This window comes from Prosthecochloris marina, assembly GCF_003182595.1.
In the GTDB taxonomy this organism is placed as follows: domain Bacteria; phylum Bacteroidota; class Chlorobiia; order Chlorobiales; family Chlorobiaceae; genus Prosthecochloris; species Prosthecochloris marina.
Map to the genome: position 1 here is coordinate 306,868 of NZ_PDNZ01000001.1, position 21,744 is coordinate 328,611.

Below are 21,744 nucleotides of genomic sequence, written 5' to 3' on the forward strand. Positions count from 1 at the left end.
CGGCCATCTTGCATTAAAAAAACGGACCGGCACGGATCTGGCAGAGACTGGACAGACAGGGCAAAATGCAGGCATGAAAAAAACCGATCATGCCGAATGCCATGACACCTGATGGATGAACAGCGAAAACCGTACGCAAAAGCAAGTACGGTCTTTTTGCTGCCAGCAATTGCAGAACAAAAAGTAATTGTCTCATAGATATCGCTTTCTTCCCGAAGCATTGGTCCATTACGGCAGGTCTTCTGACTTTCCCGGATTTGCAGACCTTCCCGATCCGCCGGGAGCGGATCAGTGGCATTTCCTGCAAATCTTCATTGGCGGCAGTAGTGCCGACACGGGATTACAGCAGCGGGTACTGTTCCGGATTTACACCGGATTCCCTTTTAAGCCGGTCGGCAGAAGCCAACCGGCACCGCAAGGTTTTATTCATTCACGTCATGAAAAGCGCACAAAAAAACGCGCCAATAGATTGTTCAGGAGGGTCCCTCCTTTTTCCCAGACATTTTCCATTCCATTTTCCATTTCTCAACCTCTTTGCTTGTAAACACGTCTACACGTGCCCCCTGAAAATCTTCGGCAACGTCTCCTATACGCTCCTCGAGATCTCCTTCCAGGAGAAGTGCCGCCGAACGAACTGCCTCAAGCAGTTCTTCGTCGGCATTCCAGAGTCCTCTGGCCTCTGCCTCGAGCAACCGCCGGGTTATTTCCTCGAGTGCATAGGGATTTTGTTCCCGCATCCACTCTCTGAGCTCCTCATTACACACATATGTCTCAACCACGCTGTCGAAAACCCAAGGTTCGACTTCCCTGGTGGTCGCACTCCATTTGAACAGGGTATTGATACGGCCTGCAACCCCTTGCGCTCCCTGAAAACCGTGATCTTTCATGGAAGATATCCAGCGATCGTTTAACAGTTTACTTCTCACCGACCTTTCGATTTCTTCCTTGAAATCACGAATGTCAATATCCCCGGGCACAGTGGTATCTGCCCAGTACATTTTCGTCTTTTTGCCGGAAAGCGCGGTAGACGCTGCAGCCATACCGCCGGCATAGGACGCATAACAATCACAGTCGAGCGCGTCGTATTCTGCCGACGTTTGTTTGATGTAAGAAACGTCGACTTTCGAAAGCTGCCTGGCCAAAAGCTCATGAGCCTTCCGGCCAAAGTCCTGCGGCATCGAACCGTATGCGTAACCGGACTGATTGACGTATGCCTCTGCAAGATCATGTTCGTTCTGCCATGCTGACGAATCGAGCGCGAGACCGACTCCCGTGCTGTATGTTCCCGGGGCGGAAGAAAATACCCGAAACATAGCCATACGCTGCATCTCTTTTTCACTCAACAGGTCGGCCGCTTCCCTTTTCAGCTCTTCGAGCTGCTGCCTGGTATGCTTCCTGACCATATTCCGCTCGGCAGGCTCGTCGATCCGACTGACCATAGCAACAGCCTTGTCGAGCAGCGAGATGAAATGAGGTACCATATCCCGGACAATACCGCTGGTCTCGATGGTTGCATCGATACGAGGACGCAGCATTTCGACATTGTCTATCACCAGACGCAATTGGTCAAGATCGACAACAGCCACACCGCTTACCCGTCCGTTCGGCTGACGCACGGGTTCGACTCCCATAAGCCAGAAAATTTGCGACAGCATTTCTCCGTCCGACTTGAAAGCGTCGGAACTCCAGAGGCTCAGTCCGATGCTTTCAGGAAAACGGCCTTCTTCACGATAGAACTTTTCAAGAAGCTGATCGGCCAGCTTCTTGCCGACATACCATGCAGCTTCAGAAGGCATCGATATGATGTCGGCTGCATAAAAATTCCTCCCGGTGGGCAGCACATCCTGTTTCCCGGAAGAAAGTGATCCCGCAAGAGAGGCATCGACATACTCTCCATCGAGTGCCCGAAGGAGAGAACAGGACTCCTGTTCAGCCATCGCAATGGCATCGGCCATATCACGGCACCACTGTTTCAAATGGCCCGGCAGCTCAGCGACCAAACCCCCAACTTCTGCGGAACCGTTTTCGACGCTCACTATCGCTTGAACGATTCCAGCCGCCCGGTCAAACACCTCACCATCTTTGGCGGGAAGCATGGCGGCAAGCTCTGCTACTGAAGGCAAGCTGCTTCCTGAACGGTCAAGAGCGGACGTCACCATCGCCGCTATTGAAGAAATGCCGGGTTTTCGCCCGAAAACATGCATGCCATCGGGCACCATCGAGCCACGTATCCTCGTGATCTGTCGGGAAACCCGCTCTATACTCTCTTCCAGCTTTTCTGCACCGTCATACTCGTCAAGAAACTTCAGCTTCACGGCCACCTCTTCGATGGACTTCAGGAGCGACTGTTGTCTTACACGATCGTTTCCGTCACCAGCGCGCCTGTATTCCGTGAGCAGATCCTCGAACTGCAGAAGATCCCCGGACATTTCAGCCGGACGATAGGCCGGTGTGAGATGATCGATAATTACCGCACGACCTCGCCTTTTGGCAACCATTCCTTCACCCGGTACATCCATGACATAGGGATAAAAATTAGGCAGATCGCCCAGTGAAATGTCACCAAAACAACGATCCGACAAAACCGCCCGCTTCCCTGGAAGATATTCCAACGCACCGCTGGCACCGAAATGGATGACTGCATCGGTGTGACGCTGGATATAGAAATAGGTCGCCAACCAGTGGTGGGGTGGCGCTATTTCAGGATCGTGAAGAATCCTGCACACTTCACCATCGCACCTGGAACCGTAACATCCTCTCTTTGGCTGCGTCATGACAAGGATGTTGCCGAACCGGAGCCCGGTAATCAGCAAAGCTTCCTTTCCGCTCTTCTTCCATACCATGCCCTGACCGGGAAATGCTCCCCAGTCGGCCTCGACTTTCTGGCGAACGAAGCTGTCGAGCGTACCGAAAAAAGCCCCGTACTCATCATGGTCCATGGCATGCAGGACACCTCCTTTCTTTACTATCTCATCAACCGTCGTCCATCGAAACTCACTCAAAGCCTTGCGCTCCTGGATCATATCGAGGAGTTCCTTTCCTGTTCCTGGTATCTCACCAACCTCATAACCCGTCTCCTGCATCCGATGCAGCAACAGGATGAGACTCTCGAACGTATCGAGTCCCACCGCCATACCGACAGTATTTTCGACCCCCTTGCAAGGGTTGTTGTGCAAAACGATAGCAATACGTTTTTCTTTGTTCGATTTCCGACGTAACGCAGCCCACCTCCTGACACGACGCGCAACCATGTCAATTCGCTCCATGATCGGGACAGAGGTTACGAGCGCCGCCGGTTCACCTGATTTACGAATGGACCCGGACACCATGATCGGGTCGATGACACCGAACATTTCCGGCTGAACAAGAGAATGCGTCAGGCTCATGGCGCTCAGGCCCACCGGATCCTCCAGCCACGCTTCAGGGGAGAGTGTATAATGACGCAGAAGCTGTACGACGGGAACGTTTATCTCCCGCAACAGGGAACGTTCTTCGATGGAAGCGAACAACCTCCCCATCAGGAAATTCAGAATAACATCGGGCCGTATATCCGGTTCGCTGAAATACCGGTACCATGGATACCTGGTCTCCGGCTCTCTCCTTGTTTCGGAAATTGTGTCGCTGAGCACGCAAAGCGCGAGAACTCCTCGCCCCTCGAGCCCTGCAATGAGTGCATCGATATCGGCACAACTGCCTTCGGCAACATGGCTGTAATGCATGATGATGGCGGCAACCGGAAAGTTCTCATCCCATGATCTCCGGCTCTGCAGCCACTCCTTGTAGTCCTTTACCTCATAAAAAACACGTGGAGCATCCGGATGATATATCCCGTGAGACACGACGGGTCGGCATGGGTCATGATCGATACCCGTTATCCGTTTCAGCCCATTGAGAAAATTCTCTTTCGACAGAACAGCAAAGTACTCACGGATTTCTCCCAGTTCGGGATCGGTGAACGTGGAAAAATCTTTCGGCAACCGTGGATTCAGCCCGACCCTCACCTTGACGGAACTCACAATACCGTACAAATCCTCAAAACCGGGCATATCCCCCGATATATCGGTCACGATGATATCGATTTCTCCGTTCCGGATGCGCATACACAACTCATCCTGTGATCCGTACCCGAAAACCGTAAGCGTAACTCCATGCCGCTTTAAAGGGTCGGCAAGCCGATACCAGATAGCCGAGCTGTGAACGTTGTTGAAAAATGCTATCGTTGTCATGTTACGACTCCAGATTACTCGTTTTGTTTTTCAACATCGACCCGACATCCATCACGATATCCTGCAAGGGCTGACGCCGTATGCGGTGTGGCAGAGCAAACATGGCTGCTTTGTCGATATCATCCCTGCCGACCTCTGTCCTTCCATCGTAAGCTGCAAGGGTTTTGGCGGTTTTCATGATTATGATATCACCTCTGTGACCGTCGACCCCGACTTCGAGACAATAGTTTGCAATTGCAAGAAGATTTTCCCGGCTGACACTTACGGAGGGATAAAGCCTTCTGGCCATGTCGATCTTTTCGACAAGCTTTTCCGACTCGTCAGCCCATCGACGGCAAAATGCTTCCGGATTCTCCTCGAAAAGAAAGCGTCGTTCCATCACCATGACTCTCTCTTCAGCATCGCGGATGCCGTCGATCTGCACGCAAAGCCCGAATCGGTCGAGCAGTTGAGGCCGTAGTTCACCCTCTTCGGGATTCATTGTCCCCACGAGCGTGAAACGTGACGGATGGGCAAAAGAAACTCCCTCACGCTCGATAGTGTTGACCCCCATTGCCGCTGAATCCAGCAGCACATCGACCACATGGTCGTCGAGCAGATTGACTTCATCGACATAGAGAATTCCCCTGTGAGCCGAAGCAAGCAAACCGGGTTCAATTCGTTTTTCACCGGCTTTCAGAGCATGCTCGAGATCGAGCGTCCCGACAACACGATCCTCGGTCGCTCCGACAGGCAGTTCCACAACCCTGACTTTGTGCTTTTCAACCGACAGGCGCTCCCTCTCTTCAGACAAAACTTCTCCCGAAACCTCGAAGCACTCCTTGATGACATCGGAATCTTCATCGGGTGAAAGATTGAAGGGAATACCACCGACAACGTCGATTTCCGGCAGAATATCGGCAAGTGCACGCACTGCAGTGGATTTCGCCGTTCCCTTTTCTCCGCGGATCAGCACTCCTGAAAGCGTCGGATTGATAATATTGAGTACAAGAGCCAGCTTCATCTGCTCCTGGCCGACGATTGCTGTAAATGGATAGGTATACTGTTTTTTCATGATGTGGCGTCTTTTACAATGTTTAAAAGTGTATCGGCCTGCAGATCGTCGATTTTGAAGTATTCGGCCTGAAGCATCACGGCAAACTTACGGGCGAGACCGAAATTCACCAGACCAGGCTCCTCCGTATCGACCACGAGAAAACGAATACGCTCTTCAGCTGCGATCTTTTTCGAAAGTTCATAGGCTTCTTCAAGCGGCTTGCGTTCCCCGAGAGCCTTGTTCGCTTTTCCATCGGTCACGAGAATAACCATAGGGCGGGCTTCAGGCTCTTTCATGAGATGGTTGTGAGCTATCTCGTACCCTTTCACCAGGCCGGCTGAAAAAGGCGTCCGTCCCCCGACCGGCATCTCTCTGAGCAGTTTTGCCGCCAGCTCGACCGACGAGGTCACCGGCAGGTTCACCACAGCCTCGTTTTTTCGAAACGAAACCATCGCTAGTTTATCGCGTTTCTGATAAGCGTCGATCAAAAGTGACATGATGGCCCCTTTCGAAGCCGCCATTCGACCTCTGGCCCCCATCGATCCGCTTGCGTCGACGACGAAAATCAGCAAATTTCCAAGACGTTTCTCCCTGATTTTTTCCCTGATATCCTGTTCATGCAGGACCACGGCCATCCCGTTGTGATTTTCCCGCTCCCTCTGGAAAGGAGCTGCCGCACGAAGTGTTGCATCGAGAGCGATGTCGTTGTTTCCGCGCCTCATGGTGCTTTTGGTATAGCGCCCCTGCTTCTGTGAAACCCTGGAACGGGATCGTTTACCTGACCCTCTGCGCACAGCCCGATCTTTTGGAGAGCTGATCGAACGGACCTTGAAAGATGAGCCTATATCGAAAACCTGTTCGGAAATCGATGCATCACCGTGACTCTCTTCGGTTTCGTCCTCCCGGGAATCTGATTGCCGCTCACTTTTTCCCTCGTCTTTCTCACTTTCGTTTTCCGGACTCCTTTCATCGGAACGCGACTCCTCACCGGTCTCCTGAAACTGTTCCGGCTCCGAAGACGAAGACTGCTCATCCCGCTCTTCGGGGTTCCTGTTTTTTTGACTCTCACTTTCCGGCTGACTCTCCGGCTCCTCCGGGGGAGGGGGTGGCTGAGCATCCCTTCTGCGATGGGCGAGCGCAAGCGAAGCAACGTCAGTGATATCATCCACTTCAACGACGATCCTCCCCTTGTAAGCGGCGTTAGCCCTTGCTGCCTGCTCGATCACAAGGTCGGCACGATGTCCTGCAACATTGTTCTCCCTGCAAAGCTCGGAAATGAACCGCCTCAGATGTTCAGGCATCCTGACTGCCGACAGAAGCTCACGTGCCGCCCGAACCTTCCCGGCAATTCGGTCGTTTTCCTTCCGGTAAAAGGCAATGAAGCCCTTGCGGTTCTCGTCGAACTGTTCTCTGCGAAGCATCAGCTCCACACGTTCTGCCGCATCGTTTTCGGCAGTAACCTCGACGCAGAGACCGAAGCGGTCCAGAAGCTGCGGGCGAAGTTCCCCTTCTTCAGGATTCATGGTGCCGACAAGCAGAAAGGATGCCGGATGAGAAAAAGAGATTCCTTCGCGTTCGACTCGATTCTCGCCGGACGAAGCAGCATCGAGCACGATATCGACGATGTGATCGTCCAGCAGATTGACCTCGTCAACGTAGAGAATACCCTTATCCGCTTTTGCAAGAAGACCCGGCTGGAAAACCCTGCACCCTTCTCGCATGGTGCATTGAAAATCGATACCTCCTGCCACCATGTCTTCCGTTGCGTTAAGCGGCAGTGTAACGACCAAGGAACGATTTTCGCCGCCGGGGGTACCCGATATCTTCTCCTGCAGCAGTTCACCAAGTGCACGTACTGTCGTCGATTTGGCTGTTCCCTTTTCACCACGCACGACAACGCCACCGACACGGGGATTGACCGCGTTGAGCAGCAGCGCATGCTTGAGATGTTCCTGACCTATGACCGCAGCGAATGGGTAAAGCAAAGTATGCATAGCGTTTAAAAAGTATAGTTCATGCCGACAACAAACTCTCTGGGTGGCGCATCGAAGCCATCGACATAGAGGTAACGCTCGTCGAGAAGATTGTCTATATCGCAATAAAATGTCAGTTTATCCAAGGAATAGTCGGCTCTTGCATCGACTACCGTATAACCTGGAATCGTCGAAGTGTTACCGGCATTGGTATACACCTTTCCGGTAAACTTGGCCGTCGTTCTGAATGAAAAACCTGTAAACGGTTGTATAACGACTTCCATCAAAACGGTATGAAAAGGCTTTGCCGGCAACCAGTAACCTGTCTCTTCATTGAGCGCGTGCAGGTAACTGTAGGATGGGCTCACCTCGACAATGTCCGAGAGTGCCCATGTGACCGAAACCTCGGCGCCTTGATAGGTAACCTGCCCGAAATTCTCGTAACGTCCCGTATTGTCGGGTTTGCGCACATAGGTTATTCTATCGGTGATATCGCGATGAAACACCGATGCATCGATTGACAGGGAAGAATCGGGCATCACCGAAAAGGACAGCGCATAATTCATCGCCCTTTCCATCTGGAGATCAGGATTTGGCCTGGTGACGGAAGATTCGTAAAAACGCTGCCTGAAAGTCGGCAGGTTACTCGAACGGCTTGCAGAGAGTTCGAAAGAAAAGCTATCACGGGAATACCCGGCCTTTACCTCCGGATTCAAGGTATTGGAGAAGTTGGAATAGTAATTGGTGCGGATACCCATGAAAAATGACCAGGGAGTTGCATCTTTGCATAACGTTTTTGAAAGGAAAAACCAGGCCTGTTCTTCATCGGTGGTCGTGAACCTGTTCCCCGACGCCCGACGCCACTCGTAACCTGCGCCACTTTCGACCCTGCCGAAAAACGGAAGCGCAAAAGGTGCTTGTAATGACTGGCCTGCCTTGACGACCTCCAGAGAAGCATACAGATCCTTGTCAGGGTCTTCACTCACCGTCCGTGATGTGGAATAGTAAGTCCTCCCTGTCATATCTCCGTATCGTTGCCCGAACAACCATGACCAGTCATCGTAATTCTTTCTCGAGTTCGGAGTCCGTTTTTCCGGGTAACCTCTCAGGCCTTTTTTTTCATCATTGTACTCCCCTGAAAGGAACAGTGAAATATTTTGTGATGCGCGGTAATCAATCCTTGTTCCCAAACGGCGTCTGGTCTTGTCGCCATTGACGGTAAAACCGTCATAGGACTCATAGCCGCTCGTAAGACTTGCCGAAACGTTGTTTTTCCGCCCCGACAGGTTGAGCGACGCGTTTTTCTGGCCATTGTCACCCCAATATCCTCCGACCGTACCGCCAAGACGTTGAGCACTCTTTGTGGTGATTACGATAACACCACCTCCGGTATTGTCCCCATAGGCCGTACCGCCACCACCCTTTATCACTTCGATTTTTTTGATGGTATCGAGAGAAATCATGGACCATTTCACCGAACCGGAAAAGGATGTGGGATCATTGATGCTACGACCATCGAGAAACACTTTGACATTGCCCGAACCACGGATGGAGACCGATGTCTCTCCTGCTTTGATTCCCGGAATACGATTGAGGACCTCGCTGATTTTCAGGACTTGCATCGCACGTATCTCATCGGCGGTGATCACCAGCTTCTCATCCTTCTGATCCGCCAACAGCAACTGAGGAAGAACAACCTGCAACCAAACTAAAATCCCTGCGACAAGCAATAGCTGCAACTGCCTCACTCGTTGATCTCCTCTATCTCTCCTTCGGTTTCAAGATACTCTTCCTGCAGACGCTGCTTCATCTCTTCGGAAGCGTTCCACATACCGCGGCCGATCGCCTCGAGCAGCTTGTCGAGAATATTTTGTCGGGCATAGGGATTGACTTCCTGCATCCACCGTTTCATCTCCTCATCGAGCACGTACCTGCCGGCAACACGTTCGTACATCCAGTCCTCGACCACTTCCGCAGTCGCATCCCAGCCAAGAATGACATCCATCATCTTGGAAATGTCCCCGGCACCTTTGTAGCCATGACGTTTCAACCCATCGAGCCATTTCGGGTTGAGCAGACGGGAGCGGAAAATGTGCTTGGCCTCTTCGAATGTCGAACGCACCTTGACTCGTTCGGGGTCGGAACTGTCGCCGACAAGCGCGAAAGGCAACGCGCCCCGCTCTTGCTTCGCCGCAGTGATCAGTCCACCGTAGTAGTTGTAGTAATCTGTACAGGAAAACATGTCATACTCACGGGAATCTTCGTTTTTGACGGTCGCATCGAGCCTGGAAAGCACTTTCCTGAAAGTCGCAGGCTTCTGTTTTCCATACGATCTCCGACCATATGCATGGGACGAGTAGCGGACATAGTTATCGGCAAGATCGGCCTGCGTTTCCCAGTTTTTCGATTCGATCAACTCTTCGACTCCCGCTCCGTAGGTTCCGGGAGGACATCCGAAAACCCTGAATGTCGCCTCGCGCATGGCTTCGTCTTCGTTCATTCCGTCTTTGCGGTAACTTTCGGCATCGGAAAGAACGTTTCGCCGCAACATATTGATTTCAGGCGGTTCGTTGAGAGCGGCAACCATCTTGACTGCATCGTCTATCCGGTCGACAAGCAGTGGAAAAGCATCACGGAAAAACCCGGAAATCCTGGGAACGATGTCGAGCCTTGGCCATTTGAGCTCACTGGAAGGGATGATTTCGAGTCCCTCGACATAACCGCTCCCTTTTTTCCAGACCGGCTTGACGCCCATCAGGTAAAATATCTCTGCAAGGTCATCCCCCCCTGAACGCATGGTCGCTCCACCGAAAAGAATGACGCCTATGCTCCTCGGATAGTCACCCTTTTCCTCCAGGTAACGCTCGACAAGCGCATCGCCGAGACTCATACCGACCTTCCATGCTGCCGGTGTGGGAATTTTCTGGGGGTCGATGGAATAAAAATTACGACCGGTAGGCAGGATATCGGCCTGTCCCCGTGTCGGAGCGCCGGAAGGTCCCGGTTCGACAAATCTTCCGTCAAATCCCTTGAAGGCCGAATCGATTTCGTCACTCACTTTTCTGATCCGTGGTACGAGGTCCGAACAGATATAGCGCAGGCTTTTCATCACGTCATCGCTCGTCACCTCCGGCATTACCTTGCGGATGGATATGAGACAATCTTCCGCGTAGTCGTGACGAGAGAGCATCCGAACCAGTTCGAGAGCAGTATCGTGAGCCTCTCGAATCACCTGGCCGCCAGTCTTGGCGGTCACGCCGAAGACCGGACACCCCTTGTTCTCTATCAGTTCATCGATATCATACCCCCGTGCCCGGAGAATCGATTCACGTAACGAAGGAGCCTCACCCTGTTCGAGCCGGGTCATTTGTACAACCAGCTCCACGAGTCTTTCTCCTTCAGGACAAAGCCCGAGAGTATGCAGGCCATCCGAAATCATCGTGTCGGCGATATCGTCAAGATAACGGTGCAGATGCTCGAGAAACCCGTCGAAGTCAGCCATTGCCCCTTCCCTGCCGAACCCTGTGTCCTTGTCAAGGTCAGCCTCGACCAGTGCATCCCAGATCATTGGCTTCAGAACTTCGAGCTTTCCCGGATCACTGCTGCGCGCAGCAGCATAATCTTTGAGCAGATTGTCAAGCGACGCCATCTCCTCATACAGATCCGCATTGGTGAAAACCGGTGTCAGGTGATCGACGATACAGCAGTACGACCGCCGTTTGGCTTGCGTCCCCTCGCTGGGATCGTTAATGATATAGGGGTAAATGTTGGGAAAGTCCATGATAGCCAGATCCGGAAAACACTCGCCTGAAAGTCCGAGCGCCTTGCCCGGCAACCATTCGAGAGACCCGTGCTTGCCGACATGCATCACCGCATCGACCCTGAAGATTTCACGCAGCCAGCGATAGTACGCCAGATAATGATGCGGCGGTGGAATATCTGGATCATGAACAAGTTGATCCTGACGCTCGAGCTTACCCCTTGGAGGCTGTATGGTGATAAAAACATTGCCGTTTACCGTTCCGGGAAAAAGCAATGAATTGCCGTCAACGAACAGATCGCCGGGCACATTTCCCCAGTTTTCCTCCATTTTCTCTCTCACATTCACCGGTAAAGCCTCGTGCCATGGCCGGTATTCATCCGGCCCTGCCGTTGCTTCGGTCTTTTCCGCCATTCTGTCAGGGGTTAGCCACCGCTGGTCACAGGTCATACCCTCGAGCAGTTCCCGAGCGAGATCGTCTCCTTTTTCATACTGCCGGTCGATTTTGTACCCTTCGCTCGCCATCCGTTCGAGCAGCAGCTTGACGCTCTCGAAGCTGTCGAGACCGACAGCACACCCGATTCGGTCATTACGGGGAGGATAATGATGGAAAATTACGGCGATGCGCTTTTCAGCATTGGGCTTGTGACGCAACGCCGCCCACCTGAGCGCGATGGAAACAAGTTTTCGAACCCTTTCCTCGACCGGCATGATCCTGACAAGCTCTGCACCGGTCAAGGTATCCGTACCGACGTCTTCTCTCGTTGCGAATGGCACGGTAACCAATGCGCCATCGAACTCGGGCTGTGCTGCGGAAAACGAAACCTCCATTGTCCCGAGCCCCTGCAGGCTCGCTTTCCACTGCTCATAGGGCTGAAATGTCATGAGAGCCTGCAGGAACGGTACGTCCAGCCCGGGCAGAATATCGTCGTAATCCTTCGAATTGAGCGTAAGTGAAAAGAGGAGCGGATTGATGAGCACATCGATCCTGCTTCTTCCATTGTGATCCTTGAAAAAGGTGTCCGCAACGTAGTCCGATCCCCTGTTGCCCCGTATCGCATCTTTGTAACGCAGATGAAAGACCGCGATAACGTTGGCCCCTTGACGCTCGATCTCTCTGATCAGACAGTCGAATGCGGCCAGGTCGCCGTCGATGAAATAACTTTGGTAAAACCACACGCCTACGGTTGGCTTCGCGGGATCGACGTGCTTTTCAAGATAACCGTCGATATCGTCGAACGCCGGAAAATCAGGATGGTAGATCCCTTCGTGCGGCATTCTTCGGGGAGCCTCGACCAGGATATCGGCAGAAAAGAGGATATTGTGAAGATACCGTAACATGTTCCTGAAATTTTCCATCCCTCCGTTCATGAGATAACGGCTGACGGCATCCCCTTTTTCAGTTCCGAACAACTCACTGTGCTCATGTGCCAATTCAAGAGCTTCTTCATCCCCGCCTGCTGAATGAATGAACAGAAGCGGGGCTTTCCGGCCTTCACTTTTTCGCAGCCGGTAAGCTTCGAGAAAATCGTCGAACGGAGGAAACGACGTTTTTCCGCCCATGAGCCGAACGATAAGCACGTCCGACTCGACCGCTTGGCGCACAAACTCCGCAGCCTGAGCCGGCGTCGACAATTGGGAACGAAGACGAGCCTTCACGCTCACCGATCCACCATCGTCGATATAACGGCGCACACCTGCGCTCAAAGACGGAATCTCCGATGGACTGGTACTGAAATAACACAAGGTAAAATGCTTCATACCGCTATGTCTCCCTGTTGAACACAGTATTGAAAAATCGTACGATACAACTCACAGATCAGTTCTCTGCCGGCATCTCCGTTGTAGAGGAGGCGTGTAGGACATTCACCGGGACACCTGCCTTCGAGAGGACAATCCGTGCATGCTTCGGAAAAAAGAGTGCTTTCCGACAACGCAGTATATGCCGACGAAGGGGAATCGACCGTTCCGAGAAACAGGGCCGGATCACCGACAGCCTGAGTGCAGGGATAGAGCTTTCCATCAGGAGTCACGGCAAGACTCGCACCGGAACATGCGGAGCAGTAGGCGCGACTCGAGCCCTGACGCCATGAACGAAGAACAAGCGCTCTTTCCCGAAATTCCAGCGGCCGTTCGCGCCGCCGGTTGAACAGGTCGAGTGTTTCGAGTAAACGGAATGTCTCTGCAGCGAGAACCTGCTTTCGAGGCAAATGACATCTTTTTTCAGCTGCAGCACCTTTCTGCACCAGAAGATCGAGCCCGAAACCACATGCCGATGAAAAAGGATACAGCGCCATCAGAAGCCCTCTGAGTTCCCTGACATTCCGGTCTGCCAGCACCGCCGTTACCCTGAACGGGATACGCTCTTCTTCGAGCATTGTCAGCGCACGATAGGTCTCCCGGCTTCCACCGCGTAACACCTCCTGCACGTGCGGCGAACCGTCGATGCTGATACCGATTCCTGTTCTGTAACGCTTCAGCTCTCTTGCCGTCTCTCTGTCGAGCAGTACACCATTGGTCTGCAATGCCGTCGTAGCCGACAAACGTTCACGTTGAATCTGTTCGAGAATCGTAAAGACCTGTTCGGCGGCAAGCAACGGTTCCCCTCCTGTAATCTGTACATGAAAAGCCCGACCTGATGCCGCAGCCATATGGAGAGCCTTCATCGCCGTATCGAGATGCATCACCTTCCCTGCATGAGTTTCTCCTTCGTAACAGTAGGCACAGGAAAGGTTGCAGGCTGTCGTCACCATGAGCATCAGATATGAAGGGGGATTTGCAATCATGATCTCTCTTTCCGGGTGAAAAACCTTTCTCCCAACGACTGTTTCTGACGATGGATTTTATCGACCCACTCCTCTTTCGAACGGAAAGAAAATTCAAAAACTGTCGTATCCGGCGCGATCCTTTCAAACAGTCCGGCAATCGACGCATGGCTAAACGCATCATGCTCATCGATCCGGCGCACATGGCGCGCAGCAACCGTAAACCGTTCCCAGAAGGTCTCTGCACCATCGAACGGCTCGTGCATCTCCATACTTGCTCGAACATAGTCACCCGACAGGCTCTTGCAGAGGTGCACCGCCTTTACAAGGTCACGATGGCTGCCGAGACGATCGACTTCACCGAGCAGATACGCCACCGCCTCCTTTTCGCTCGCGAGAAAGCGATTCTTGTTGAGAATATGGCCGGTATCGAGCACCAGACCCGGCTTGGAGTACTCGAGGCGATCGAACAACCGGTCGATTTCCCGCACGCTGTCAAGCCGGAAATTGCCCGGCCACCAGAGATTTTCGAACAGGATCCAGCCATCATACGCTGTATCACGGACAACCTCGTTGATCACATCGGCAGACAGATCGACCATCTCCTCCCAACTCCATGGCGGATTCCAGTTGAAAATGTAGTCGAGCTCGTAATGAACAGGATGAAAAACCACATAAGGGCAGTTGAAACGCCTTGCAAGCTCCAGCTGTTCACGGTAACAGGCAACGATCGTCTCCCGGCTGGTCCCACCATAGTACATCTCGATGTTCCTCTCGTTGTCGAACATCGCCAGGAGTTGCCGCCTGTCGTTGTACCATATCTGTTTGAGCATCACGAAAAAACGCAGGTGAATGCCACCGATGATCTCTCCGGGGATTGAATCGTACACGTAATCACCTACCGGATAGAGCTCATAACCGTCGAAACCTGTCTCATCGAGCAGAGAAAAAGCATGCTCCCAACGCTCACCGGCAATGGAAAGATCGTTTGCATGAGTGCTGATATTGAGTAAGAAACGCATGGCCCATTACTTCACTGGTTCGGTAAAAACATCGTTTACCGCAACCGGGAAAGCATAAAAACAGCGTGCATGCTGGTCGAATCGGCAAGAACATTCAGACCTTTCGATAGAAAAGACAACAAGCTGTGGACAGAGAATGTCCCTATACCTGTTTCGCGGAAGAGTAATGCACAACATATTGAGATCGATTGCTTTAACCCGAAGCGATAAACACCACGGCAGGTCTTCTGACTCTCCTGAATCTGCCGCCTTCCCGATCCGGGAGCCCGGTTCAGTGACATCTTGGCAGATCAATATCACCGGCATGAAGCCGGTACAGGATTACAGCAGCGGGTACTGTTCCGGATTTCCACCGGATTCCCTTTTAAGCCGGTTGGCAGAAGCCAGCCGACACCGTAGTGTTTGTATATACTGTAAAACCCGCTGAAATACAAATTCCCGACTCTTTCGTTTTTTATCAGCCCTCTCTCCTATGGACACCCCTAAAAAGTGCCATGAGCGGTTCGAGAGCAAGGCTGATGGAGCGTAGCAATCGGGGCGTGCAATACGTTTTTAGAGGTGCCTATAGGGATGATGTGTTCCCGACAAATAGTACAGCAACTTTGCAACGCCGTATTTTTTCATTATAATCCATCACTTTTCTGGAATGTTCTTTCTCAACCGGTGCCTGTGGCGACAAGCCATGGGGTAAAAGGGAATCGTGTGAAAATCACGAACTGTTCCCGCAACTGTCATTACTGGAGCTGATCTCATCAGCTCATCTGCGTGAGTCTGCGTCACTGCGTCAACCTTATCGTCCATCCCGGGCGGCGTGGGAAGGCACAGCCTCGATAATGTTTTTCAGTGAGAGTCAGGAAACCTGCCGGTTGATTATTGCCAAAGTTAACAGGCAAAACACTGTTGTTTACGAAAACAAGCAGCGATTTTCCTGCGGCTCAAACGGCTACGGGACCATAGCCCGGCAATAAGCCCATACCCCGGAATGAAATTCAGTTCGACCTGTTTCAGCATCTATCAAGGCAGTCTGGTGATCCGTAGAGTAAGCCACCGGTACGTCATGTCTTGTTTAAACGACCATTTTGCAGAACTCCTGCTGAAACGGTGAAGAACATGCTTTCATCGAAAACAGTAACATTTACCTGACGAAACCATGCAGCACCCATCATTGACGAAAGGGCTTCTGAAAACTTTTTTCGCATTGCTTCTTCTCCCCTCTTCCGCATTTTCCGGGGAAAACGCTTCCGGAGAAATTACCGTACCGGAGATCGTGGTTACCGCCACGAAAACAGAGGAAACTCCGTTTTCACTCCCTGTATCCATAGAAACCGTCTCCTCCTCCGATATCGAACGTGAGGTCGCTGAAAGCAGCTCAGAACTTATCGAAAAGGTACCGGGAGTCAGCATCGAAGGCAGCGGAATGTGGGAAGCAGCCCCCGTGATCAGGGGTTTTAGCGGTACCAGGACGCTCGTGCTGATAGATGGAGATCGCGAAAACAATCTCTGGGCGGGGCGCGACCCACTCACACCGTTTATCGGTGCTGCAGATATCGAGCGAATCGAAATACTCAAGGGCCCTTCTTCGGTGCTCTATGGAAGTGATGCTCTTGGTGGTGTCATCAACTTCATCACGAAAAAACCTGATTTCGCACTGAACGATGACTGGAGTTTTGCACCGGAAGCATCAGGCACCTACAGTTCGGTCGACGAAGGCTGGCAAGGAAACGTGGCACTTGGCGGAGGAGGTAACGGTTTCGATTTCCGCATCGATGCTTCAAGCCGGGACCATGGTGACTATACGGATGGAAATGGCAACAAGATCGCAAACAGCCAGTTCGAGGCCATGAGTCTAGGAGCTCAGGGCCGCTATATGATCGATGATCAGCACGAAGTGTCACTTTCATATCGCCATACCGGCATCGATGACAAGGGAGTCCCCCAGAAAAATAACGCGCCATGGTCTCACTTCACCAAATTTGACACCGATACCTGGAAAGCAGCGTATACAGCCCGGCAACTCGGAGCCATCGAGGAACTGCTCCTGAAAGGTTGGCTTGTCGACCAGGAACGGGTATATGACTGCAGAATAAACAGTTCGACGCAACCGATGTATACTCTCAAGAACAACCGGATCGACACCGGAGCAAAAGGAGCATCGCTACAGCTCACCTTTGCCCCTACACGGCAAAACACGCTTGTTACCGGGCTCGACTATGTGCACGAAAACGCGGAATCCGCTGAAAAACAGATCAAGAAAAAAACTTCGAACGGGAAAACCGCAAAAGAAATCACCTTCCCACCCGTCTCCGACGCCCATCGCGATCATATCGGTTTTTTCGCCCAGGATAAACATGTTTTCCATAACGGTTCCGTCCTGATGGGCGGTCTCCGCTACGACTATTTCAGCGCCGATGCAGAGGACGCACTTTTCAGGACAGTAGTGTATGAACCTGACGGACAGACCGTCAAAAAAGTGGTGGAAGAAGTGAACGTTTTCAAAGAAAAGAGCGATCAGGCGCTTACAGCCTCACTCGGCTATGCACATCCGTTGAACAAAACAGTGAACCTGACAGCAAACATCGCGACCGGATTCCGCTCGCCTGACATGTTCGAACGCTTCTCCACAAGAGGAGGCAGTTACATCATTCTCGGCGATCCCGATCTCGATGCGGAATACTCCTGGAATATCGATTCGGGTATTAAAATCAAATCAGAAACCCTTACCGGTTCATTCTCCATCTTTTATTCCTGGGTCGAGAACTATATCGACCTTAAGAGCAACCCGGATGTCACCTTCAACGGTATGGAAACAAAAACCTACGTCAACGTTCCGGAAGCCGAAGTGTACGGCTTCGACGGCGGTGTCACCTGGAGGCCAGCCGAACATCTCTCCCTGTTTGGCAACATAGCGTCGGTGATCGGTAAAAATACAACTGACGGCCAGAGGCTCAACACCATCCCGCCGCTCAACGGACTGGTCGGCTTCCGCTGGGAAGACTCGATCAACAGCACCTCGAACTGGTGGATAGAGCTGAACAGCGAAATCTTCGACAATCAGGAAAATCCGGCTCCGAATGAAAAGGCAACACCCGGGTATGCGGTTTTCAACATAAGAAGCGGCATCCGATTCAACCGGAACATCGCCCTCTCCGTGGCAGTCGACAACATCTTTGACAGAGCTTACCGCAGCCATCTCAATTATGCGGATTTTCTTTATGAACCGGGAATCAACCTGAAAACATCCCTCAAGGTCACACTCTAATAACAACATGATACAGTCTCAAAAGCCGGACACCTGATGAAGAAACAAGAAAAAAACAGTTTCGAATCCTTTTCCGCATGATGAAACAAAGTCTTATCCTCCTCTCATGCACCCTTTTGCTCCTTCTCGAGGCCATGGTTTCCCTCTGGATAGGGCGCTATCCGGTTTCCCCGGATCAGCTTTTCTCATTCCTTATCGACCGCCAGAGCACAGATCCCCACCTGCATGCCGTACTGTTTCACATCAGGCTGCCGAGAATCATCGGAGCTGTAGCTGTCGGCGGAGCCCTTTCTCTTGCCGGTGCGGCCTATCAGGGCATGTTCCGCAACCCGATGGTCAGCCCGGATATTCTCGGTGTCAGTTCAGGAGCAGGATTCGGTGCCGCTCTGGCTATCCTGCTCTCACTGCCGGCAATAGCGGTTCAGGCATCGGCGTTTACCGGAGGCGCTATCGCAGTTTTTCTGGCGGTCTGGGTCAGCAGAAGCATCGGCAAAAATCACAATGCAATTCTTGTGCTTGTTCTCTCCGGCATCGTCATTTCGGCACTGTTCACGGCGCTGATCTCGCTCGTCAAGTATTCAGCCGATCCCGAAAACAGGCTGCCGGCCATCACGTTCTGGCTGATGGGCAGTCTGGCTGATATCCGCATGCAGGAACTCCCCTATGTTCTTGCGCTCGTAACGGCCGGCAGCCTGCCGATACTTCTTTCGGGTTGGCGCCTGAACGTGCTCTCGTTCGGCGAAGACGAAGCCAGGGCACTGGGTATCCACACAGATCGTCTGCGTATGATCATCATCGGTTCCGCCACGCTCGTAACGGCAAGCGTCATAGCGCTCAGCGGACTCGTAGGCTGGATAGGCCTGGTCATCCCTCACGTTGCAAGAATGATTACAGGTCCCGATCACCGTATCCAGCTACCACTCTCCTTTCTTTCCGGAGGTATCGCACTGCTCTTTTTCGACAACCTCGCCCGGTCACTCCTCGCTGTTGAAATCCCTATCGGAATCATCACCGCCCTTGCAGGAGCGCCGTTCTTTATCATTTTACTGAAGATCATCTCCCGCGAAACATGGTAGATCAAAAGAAACTGCGGCTACATATACGGGATACCAACCTCGGCTACCGGCTCCGGAAGCCTTTGCTAAAAAGCATCAACCTCTCCATTTCATCGGACGAAACATTCTGCATCCTGGGACAAAACGGTACGGGCAAAACCACGTTCTTCAAGTCACTCCTGGGTATACTCCCTCCCTTGTCGGGCTCCATCACACTGAATGGAAAACCTCTTGGCAGTTTCAGCAGAAAAGAGCTCGCCAAGCTCATCGCTTATGTTCCCCAGGCGCACCATACCCCTTTTCCTTACAAGGTCAACGATGTCATTCTTTTCGGCCGGACCGCACATATGAACTTTTTCGGAAGCCCCGGCAGAAAAGATCTCCTCGTTGTAGACAGCATCCTCGACATGCTCGAGATCAGCCACCTGGCCGATTGTATCTATACCGAACTGAGCGGAGGAGAACGCCAGATGGTGGTTATCGCTCGTGCACTTGCACAGGAAGCGGGCCTGCTTATTCTCGATGAACCGGCATCCAATCTTGATTACGGCAACCAGGCGCGTCTCTTGAAAAAAATACGTGCACTTGCAGAAGCGAAAACCGGAATTCTGATGACGACGCACCAGCCAGACCAGGCGTTTCTTCTCGATGCAAAAGTACTGATGCTCTCCAACGGTTCTGTTCTCCATTACGATGATGCTTCGGACGCTTTGCAGCCGGACATTCTCAAAAAGATCTATGGTGTGAACGTAGAAGTGATCGAAGCCGGCACACCCGGCAAGAATCCATTGAAGGTCTGCAGACCGCTTATCGACAGCTGAATAATAAAACAAGATGACCATGAAACGCATACCACACTTTCTCTTGTTGCTCTTTTTCATTTCGTGCAGCCTTCCACAACCTTCAGATCATGAGGGAACACAAACCGTCACCGATATGGCCGGCAGAACCATGGTCGTACCGGAAACAATGACAAGGGTATATGTCAATCGGCCAGGAAGTATTCTCATGTATGCGATCGATCCCGGGCTGATCGTGAACCGATCGTTCAACTTTACACCGGAAGCCTCGCAATTTCTTTCCAAATCATACCTCGCGCTCCCTTACACCGAAGGTTCGGCTGAAGAGATCCTGAAACTTCAACCGGACATGATTCTCACGTTTTTCGATATCAATCCCGGTTCAGTTGACGAAGCGGATAAACTTGCAGCCAAAACCGGCATTCCGGTCTATCTGGCTTCACTCCACCTCGATGATTATCCCGAAGTCTTCGAGCGGCTCGGCAGGCTCTTCGACCGTACAACACAAACTTCCGCCATGAACCGCTTCATCGAACGTCATGTCAATCCGGTGAGAGAGAAAGCGTCTGAAATCGAAAGAAACGAAAAGCTTAGCGTTTATTATGCGGAAGGTGAATACGGACTACATACGGATCCGGCAGGCTCGATCCATAGCAGGCTTATAGAGATGGTCGGAGGGATCAACGCCACCGATATCGACATTATCAGCCGCAAGGGCATGAGTGAAGTCTCGATGGAACAGCTACTGATGTGGGACCCCGACGTAGTAATCGTCTGGGCGGGCCTGGGAAAAATAACCCCAACCATGCAGCATATTCAAAAGGATCCGCTCTGGGCAAGGCTGAAGGCGGCAAAAAACAACCGTATCTACCAAACCCCCTATCTTCCCTACGGCTGGTTCGACCGCCCGGCAAGCATCAACCGGCTGCTCGGCATCCCCTGGCTTGCAAATCAGCTCTACCCTGAAGTGTACGGCATCGATATCGAGGAGATCGTGCGGGAGTACTTCAAGACATTTTATCACTATGATCTTTCAAGCACTCAAGCCAGCGACCTGCTGAAAATCACCGAAATCAACAGCAGGTGAACGGATTACTTTAGGAAACCTCTATTCGCTGTACTTCCGGATAAGCCTGGAACCGATGGAGAAAAAAACAACGGCATAACAGACGAGTACGGAGAGGGAAACGACGCCTTCGTTGTCCAAGGCAGTCTTGCGGATGAGGATATTGGTATGGGTAAGCGGCAGCATGGCCACTACGGTTCCGAGCATCGCGGGCAGACGGTCGACGGGAATGAACGTACCGCAGAAAAACGCCATCGGCAGAATGAAAAAATTGTTGTACGTCGAGGTATCCTCATGCGATTTGGCCAGCATCCCCGTAATCACGCCGAGAGAGGCAAAAAGAAAACAGTTTAAGAGAAGGGCCACAAGGAAAAAAAGCGTCGTCACAAACATACCGGTAAAAAGAAAGCCCGTGCAGATGATCAGGAGAGAGGCGAACAATCCCTTGACCATCCCAGCAAAGACCTCCCCGAGCATTATCGCCGAAGGAGAAACCGGCGCCAGAACGAAAACCTGAAAGGTCTTGAAATAATGCCTGTTGAGCGTCAGGGCACTCGAAACCCAGGAATAGGAGTTGTTCATGGAACTCATGGCTACAAGCCCGGGCAACAGGTAAGCGACGTAACTCATACCCCCGACATCGATATTTCTCCCCAGGCCAAGCCCGAACGTCACGAGATAGATCATAGGCACGACCATCGCGGAAAAAAGATAACCGACGCGAAACAGTTTTCTGCGGAACAACAGCATTTCACGAAGAAACACTGGGTACCAGCTCATGG

Annotated in this window: 13 protein-coding genes and 3 riboswitches; of the genes, 4 read left to right on the plus strand and 9 right to left on the minus strand. The window is 52.1% G+C overall.

Translation table 11 applies throughout. The features are described 5' to 3' along the window. Positions 1–13 precede the first annotated feature (13 nt). The 8 genes from CR164_RS01455 to CR164_RS01490 form a co-directional block, all read right to left on the minus strand. Positions 14–196, minus strand: a complete 183-nt coding sequence (locus CR164_RS01455; RefSeq protein ID WP_110022133.1) for a hypothetical protein — start codon at positions 194–196, stop codon at positions 14–16. A gap of 19 nt (positions 197–215) precedes the next feature. Next, positions 216–431: riboswitch (cobalamin riboswitch) on the minus strand. A 42-nt stretch (positions 432–473) separates the two neighbouring features. Further along, positions 474–4,226 (minus strand): cobaltochelatase subunit CobN, encoded by a 3,753-nt coding sequence (locus tag CR164_RS01460; RefSeq protein ID WP_110022134.1) that lies wholly within the window; start codon positions 4,224–4,226, stop codon positions 474–476. Between the two features lies 1 nt (position 4,227). Next, positions 4,228–5,280: a magnesium chelatase ATPase subunit I gene (locus CR164_RS01465; protein WP_110022135.1), complete on the minus strand. Its 1,053-nt coding sequence runs from the start codon at positions 5,278–5,280 to the stop codon at positions 4,228–4,230. Then, a complete protein-coding gene (locus CR164_RS01470) occupies positions 5,277–7,256 on the minus strand; it encodes a magnesium chelatase subunit D family protein (protein WP_110022136.1) in 1,980 nt (659 codons plus the stop codon). The genes CR164_RS01465 and CR164_RS01470 overlap by 4 nt, the downstream gene beginning before the upstream one ends. Before the next feature lie 5 nt (positions 7,257–7,261). Next, positions 7,262–8,983 carry a TonB-dependent receptor plug domain-containing protein gene (locus CR164_RS01475; RefSeq protein WP_239994419.1) on the minus strand — a complete coding sequence of 574 codons (1,722 nt, stop codon included), beginning with the start codon at positions 8,981–8,983 and terminating at the stop codon, positions 7,262–7,264. Continuing rightward, on the minus strand, positions 8,980–12,756 hold the full coding sequence (gene cobN, locus CR164_RS01480; protein WP_110022137.1) for a cobaltochelatase subunit CobN: 3,777 nt from the start codon (positions 12,754–12,756) through the stop codon (positions 8,980–8,982). The genes CR164_RS01475 and cobN overlap by 4 nt, the downstream gene beginning before the upstream one ends. Next, positions 12,753–13,781: a radical SAM/SPASM domain-containing protein gene (locus tag CR164_RS01485; protein WP_239994420.1), complete on the minus strand. Its 1,029-nt coding sequence runs from the start codon at positions 13,779–13,781 to the stop codon at positions 12,753–12,755. Before CR164_RS01485 ends, cobN begins: the two co-directional genes overlap by 4 nt. After that, a complete protein-coding gene (locus CR164_RS01490) occupies positions 13,778–14,782 on the minus strand; it encodes a TIM barrel protein (protein ID WP_110022138.1) in 1,005 nt (334 codons plus the stop codon). The genes CR164_RS01485 and CR164_RS01490 overlap by 4 nt, the downstream gene beginning before the upstream one ends. Positions 14,783–14,982: 200 nt before the next feature. Then, positions 14,983–15,195: riboswitch (cobalamin riboswitch) on the minus strand. A 231-nt stretch (positions 15,196–15,426) separates the two neighbouring features. Then, a riboswitch (cobalamin riboswitch) is annotated at positions 15,427–15,663 on the plus strand. Between the two features lie 269 nt (positions 15,664–15,932). On the opposite strand from CR164_RS01490, the gene CR164_RS01495 reads away from it, so the two are divergent. From CR164_RS01495 to CR164_RS01510, 4 genes are all read left to right on the plus strand, one after another. Continuing rightward, positions 15,933–18,041, plus strand: a complete 2,109-nt coding sequence (locus CR164_RS01495; RefSeq protein ID WP_110022139.1) for a TonB-dependent receptor — start codon at positions 15,933–15,935, stop codon at positions 18,039–18,041. A 77-nt stretch (positions 18,042–18,118) separates the two neighbouring features. Further along, positions 18,119–19,117: a FecCD family ABC transporter permease gene (locus CR164_RS01500; RefSeq protein WP_110022140.1), complete on the plus strand. Its 999-nt coding sequence runs from the start codon at positions 18,119–18,121 to the stop codon at positions 19,115–19,117. After that, a complete protein-coding gene (locus CR164_RS01505; RefSeq protein ID WP_110022141.1) occupies positions 19,111–19,917 on the plus strand; it encodes an ABC transporter ATP-binding protein in 807 nt (268 codons plus the stop codon). Before CR164_RS01500 ends, CR164_RS01505 begins: the two co-directional genes overlap by 7 nt. 19 nt (positions 19,918–19,936) lie before the next feature. Further along, positions 19,937–20,983, plus strand: coding sequence for an ABC transporter substrate-binding protein (locus CR164_RS01510; RefSeq protein ID WP_239994421.1), 1,047 nt, complete (start codon positions 19,937–19,939; stop codon positions 20,981–20,983). Between the two features lie 21 nt (positions 20,984–21,004). Here the strand turns inward: CR164_RS01510 and CR164_RS01515 are convergent, their stop codons facing one another. Next, positions 21,005–21,742, minus strand: a complete 738-nt coding sequence (locus tag CR164_RS01515) for an ABC transporter permease (protein ID WP_204901774.1) — start codon at positions 21,740–21,742, stop codon at positions 21,005–21,007. Positions 21,743–21,744 lie beyond the last annotated feature (2 nt).